4 protein-coding genes are annotated in these 5,353 nt (G+C 70.7%); 2 read left to right on the top strand and 2 right to left on the bottom strand.

What is annotated here, in order from left to right:
* Together AC1D1S_RS18980 and AC1D1S_RS18985 are read left to right on the top strand one after the other, a co-directional pair.
* Positions 1 to 430, top strand: a 430-nt coding sequence (locus tag AC1D1S_RS18980; RefSeq protein WP_476995194.1) for a phenylalanine--tRNA ligase subunit beta-related protein, incomplete at its 5' end; no start/stop codon positions are given.
* Positions 431 to 559: 129 nt separating this feature from the next.
* Positions 560 to 1,222 carry a 4'-phosphopantetheinyl transferase family protein gene (locus tag AC1D1S_RS18985; protein WP_476995195.1) on the top strand — a complete coding sequence of 221 codons (663 nt, stop codon included), beginning with the start codon at positions 560 to 562 and terminating at the stop codon, positions 1,220 to 1,222.
* 20 nt (positions 1,223 to 1,242) lie between these two features.
* Here the strand turns inward: AC1D1S_RS18985 and AC1D1S_RS18990 are convergent, their stop codons facing one another.
* Positions 1,243 to 2,667, bottom strand: coding sequence for a M1 family metallopeptidase (locus AC1D1S_RS18990; RefSeq protein WP_476995196.1), 1,425 nt, complete (start codon positions 2,665 to 2,667; stop codon positions 1,243 to 1,245).
* Between the two features lie 49 nt (positions 2,668 to 2,716).
* The coding region (locus AC1D1S_RS18995; RefSeq protein WP_476995197.1) for a Pls/PosA family non-ribosomal peptide synthetase at positions 2,717 to 5,353 on the bottom strand (2,637 nt) is incomplete at its 5' end.

A 5,353-nucleotide genomic window follows, 5' to 3' on the forward strand; every position in this document is an offset into this window, starting at 1 on the left:
CACCGGCGAAGTGGTGGGCTTCGCCGGCGAGCTGCACCCGAAGCTGCTGGCGGCGCACGACATGCCGGCCCGTTCCGTGRCGCTGGAACTGAACGCCGACGTCCTCTTCGAGGCCGCCGCCGACGTGATCGTGGCCCGGCACATCTCGACGTATCCGGTGGCCACGCAGGACGTGGCCCTGGTGGTGGCGCAGGATGTCCCGGCGGGGGAGGTGCTGGCTGCGCTGCGTGAAGGCGCCGGCGAGCTGCTCGAGGACGTCGCGTTGTTCGACGTCTACGCGGGCAAGGGCATCGAGGCAGGCAAGAAGTCGCTGGCGTTCAGCCTGCGCTTCCGCGCCGACGACCGCACCCTGACGGCGGACGAGGCCTCGGAGGCCCGTGAAGGTGCCGTGGCCGCCGCCCACGAACGATTCGGAGCGGTGCAGCGCTGAGGACTGCGCTGCTCACGGCGCAGACGTTTCTGAAAGGGGCGGGTCATGGCATCACACCTTGTTGTGCGTGCCTGCCCGCCCTTTCGCGTTCCCGGCGACCCCCGTGTTCCCAGGGACCTGGGGGCGCCCGTGGACGCGGCACCAGCCCTCTATCCGGAACCGGAGCTGGAATGCGACTCGCGCTCCGTGCTGGACGGGGCCGAACTCGTCCGGGCCCGGGCCATGACCCCGCGGACCCGGGAGGACTTCCTGTACGGGCGGCTCGCGCAGCGCCGGTTCGCCGCCGGCCTGCTCGGCGTTCCGGCGTCGGATCTCACCGCCTGGTACAGCTGCCCACGGTGCGGCACCGGCGCGGACATCTCACACGGCCGGCCCGGCTACCTGCTTCGGGGCCAGGCGGCGCCGCTGCTGCTGAGCCTGTCCCGTGCGGCCGGCTGGACGCTACTGGCCGGGGTCGTGGAGCCGGACCCGGGTGAGCAGCTGGGCATCGACGTCGAGGATCCGGCCCGGGCGGACTTCGACGGGTTCGACGACGTCGTGTTGACCCCGGCGGAACAACGGCACCTCGCCGGGCTGGCCGGCATCGCGCTGCTGCAGGGCAGGGCGCGCCTGTGGGCGCGCAAGGAGGCCTGGCTCAAAATGCTGGGCACCGGGCTGCAGACAGCCCCGGACACCCTGGACGTGCTGGCGCCGGCAGTGAACGGCCGCGCAGGGCTCCGGGACCTGCCGCCGGCAGAGACAGGCCTGCCCGCTGACCTGGTGGCCGCCGTCGCCCTGGCGGTCCTTCCCTAGTCAGGGCTCCGCGCCCCTGATCAGATCTTGGGCGGCGTTGCCTGCGGGAGCGGCGGCAGGGCGTCGGCGAACAGCCAGGGGTGCAACAGGGCCTCTGCGTCCAGGCCCGTCGTGTGGGCGGCCGCGACGATGAAGTCGGCGGTGGTCACGGTGCCGTGCCGGAAGTGGTCCGTCCAGTCGTGCAGCAGGGCGAAGAACGCCAGGTCGCCGCAGCGTACCCGCAGGGCGTGCAGGGCCAGGGCGCCGCGTTTGTAGACCCGGTCGTCAAACATCAGTTCCGGGCCGGKGTCGCCCACCATCAGGTCCTGCGGGGCAGCAGCGAGCTTGCGCCAGGCGGCGCGCGCGCGGGCCGCCGCCGACATGATGCCGGCCTCTTCAGACCAGATCCATTCCGCGTAGCAGGCAAAGCCCTCGTGCAGCCAGATGTCCCTCCAGGTCGCAGTGGTCAGGGAGTTCCCGAACCACTGGTGGGCGAGTTCGTGRGCGATCATCCGCTGYGAYTCCCAGTCCTGCCGCAGATGGTTGGGCCCCAGGATGGACAGTGTCTGCGCYTCCAGCGGGATTTCCAGGACGTCGTCGGTGACCACCACCGTGTACTCCGGGAACGGGTACGGCCCAAAGCAGTTCGTGAAGGTCCGCATCATGTCGGGCTGGCGGGCCAGGGCGGCCCGGGCGCCCGCCTGCAGCGACGCCGGCACGGCCACATACTGCGGAACGTGCCCTGAGGGCCGGTCGGCATTGAGGGTCAGGAGCTCGTAGCGGCCGATCTGGACCGTGGCCAGGTACGTGGCCATGGGTTCGGCCTGCTCAAAGACCCACGTCACGCGGCTGGCCCTGCTGGTGCGGGAGAGCATCACCCCGTTGCACACGGCCCGGTAGTTCGCATCGGTGGTCACGGTGATGAGGTAAGTCGCTTTGTCCCGCGGGTGGTCATTGCACGGAAACCAGGAGGCTGCCCCGTTGGGCTGCCCGGCGACCAGCACCCCATCGGAGAGCTCTTCCCAGCCCACTTCGCCCCACACACCGCGGCGCGGCGCGGGGTACCCCTCATAGCGGATGTCCAGCGTGAAGGCCTCGGTGGCGAGCAGCGGGTTGTCGGGGTAGACAACGAGCTGCTCTGCCCGCTGCGTGAACCGGCGTACCCTGCGCCCGTTGAGCTGGATCTTCGTGGCCCGCAAGCCGGCCAGGTCCAGGACGATCGCCGACGTCGGGAGCTGCGTGATGGCGTGCAGGACGGCGTGCCCGGCAAGGCGGTTGCTGCTGACGCGGTAGTCCAGATCGAGTTCATACCGGGTGACGCGGTAGGCATTGGTCCCGTGGCCGGGCATATAGGGGTCCGGGGCGCCGGCTTCCGGGCTCGTCGCCCGGCTGATTTCGCGGCTGATTTCCCCGCTGATGTCCCCGCGGGCGGCGGCGCCGCTGCTGCTTGGTGCGCTGGTGCTCAATGGACGGACCTTCGGTTGTGGTGCTGGTGGACGTGCGCAGGCGCCGGGCCTAACGGGGCCCGGCCGGCGGTGCCGGCCCGTCCCAGGGGCTGACCGGATTGCCCATCCAGTACGTCCCGGCAGGGACGGTTTCGCCCCGCATGACGAGGGACGCCGGCCCCACCGTGCCGCCGCTGCCGATCCTGGCCTGCGGCAGGATGACGCCGTGCGGGCCCATGGTGGCTCCGTCATCGAGCGTAACAGTGTCGATGCTCATGACACGGTCATGGAACAGATGGGTCTGGACCACGCACCCGCGGTTGACGGTCGAATTCCTGCCGAGGGTGACGAGGTCCGCCTCCGGCAGCCAGTAGCTTTCGCACCAGGTCCCGGCACCGATTTTCGCGCCGAGTGCCCGCAGCCACCACACCAGCGCCGGTGTCCCCGTGGCGGCGCGCGCGAACCACGGGGCGCTGACCATCTCAATGAACGTGTCCACTACCTCGTTCCGCCAAATGAAGGAGCTCCACAGCGGGTGCTCGCCGGGGCGGATGCGGCCCACCAGCAGCCACTTGGCCACGACAGCACTGCCCGCGGCCGTGGCCCCGGCGAGCAGGATCACCACCCCGCTCAGGAGAGCGGCGACTCCGTAGTTGAACAGGGCCGCCATCGCGTCGAACGCGAGCATCACACCGACGGCGATGACGACCGTCAGCATGACCGGGACGAACCGGCACAGCTCCCACAGGGCGCGCGCGACCTTCAGCCTCCGGGGCGGCTGGTAGGTCCGCGTGTCGTCCGAGGCGATGGCGGTGCGCCGCAGCCGCACCGGCGGGCTGCCGAGCCACGAGGTGCCGGACTTCGCCTTGGCCGGCGTCGCGGACAACACCGCCACGAGGGAGTTCTTGGGCACGCTGCGSCCGGCCGCCGTCATGCCCGAGTTGCCCAGGAARGASCGCTTGCCGATCTTGGCCGGGGCTATGTGCATCCAGCCGCCGTCGAGTTCGTACGACGCCACCATCGTGTCGTCGGCSAGGAACGCGCCCTCGCCCACGGTGGTCATCCGCGGGATCAGCAGCACTGTCGAGGCCTCCACGTTGCGGCCGACCTTCGCACCGAGAAGCCGCAGCCAGACCGGCGTAAAGAGGCTGGCGTAGATCGGGAACAGCAGATCCCGGGCCAGATCCAGTACCCGCTCGGTCGCCCAGACCTGCCACCCGATCCGGCTCCGGACCCGGTAGTAGCCTTCAGCGAGGCCGACGCTGAGGAGCCTCGTCGTGGCCAGGATCAGCAGCAGGTTGGTCAGGAACCATGCCAGCGCCGCCAGCGGGATCGAGAGCGCTATGCCGGGCAGGGCCGCGGGCAGGGAGGAGCTGCCCTGGATGAACGCGAAGATCACCAAGCCCGCGACGGCAGCGGAGACGTAGGGGATGAGCGCCAGCATGGCGGAGGCGGCGGCGAAACCGGCGAACCACAACCGGCCCATCAGCCGGTGCTCGTCCGGGGAGTCCGGCCACGAGTGCCGGGCCTTGCCACGGCGCTCGGCCGGCGACCCGGCCACGAGCTGGCCCGCCTTGACCTTGCCGATCACAGCGGAACCCGGCTCCACCTGCGCCCCGGCACCCACCGTGGCTCCCGGCATCAGCGTGCTGCGGGCCCCCACGCTTGCGCCGGGGCCAATCCGGATGGCGCCGATGTGGACACGGTCGCCGTCGATCCACCAGCCGGACAGATCGACTTCGGGCTCGATATTGGATCCTGTGCCGAGGGTCAGCAGCCCGGTGACGGGCGGCAGCGAGTGCAGCTGGACGTTCTCGCCGATCTTCGCCCCGAGCGCTTTCGCGTAGTAGGGCACCCAGGGCGCGCTGGCGAGGCTGATGGCGCCGGCGAGGTCCTGGATCTGTTCCGCGAGCCAGAGCCGGAGGTGCACCCGCCCGGACCGGGGATAGGTGCCAGGCACCACGTTGCGCAGCAGGATGCGGGCGGCGGCGACGGAGAGCAGCATCCGCCCGGCGGGACTGACGAAGACCAGCCAGGAAGCTCCCACCCACCACCATGAGATCGTTGGCGCGGCGCTGAATCCGGCGACGGCGGCCAGCAGGTTGTTGGCTGCCATCAGATAGGTCAGCCAGCGCATGCCGACCAGGATGTGCAAGGGAACGCCCAGGAGCGTCTGGAAGGCCTGCGACTTCCGCGCGGTGGGCCGGACGGTGCGCTCCTGGGCAGCGACGGCACCACCCTCCGGCAGCGACTGCCGGGCCTCGTCCACCAGGGCGCCCACCCGGGGTGTCGCGTAGATATCGGCCACCGTGATGGTGGGATAGCGGACGCGGAGGGCGGACACGAGCTGCGCGGCGGCCAGCGAGCCGCCGCCGTAGGCGAAGAAGTCGGCATCGAGGCTGGTGACCGGGCTTCCCAGCACGGCGCTCCACTGCTCCACGATCCACTGCGCGTCCTCCGGCAGGTTCAGCGGGGCACCTTCGGCCTCCGCCGCTCCGGTTCCACTGAGCGGCCAGGGCAGGGCGTGGCGGTCCACTTTGCCGCTGGTCTTGGTCGGCAGCGAATCGACGAGCGTCAGCAGCGGAATGAGGGGCGCGGGCAGGCGTTCGCCCAGCAGTTCGCGGGCGGCTGCGAGGTCGATGTCACGGCCCGCGACGGCGGCAAGGTAGCCGACCAGGATCTGGTTGCCGGCCGCGGTGGTCTGCAC

Source organism: Arthrobacter sp. P1_A5 (assembly GCF_056406825.1).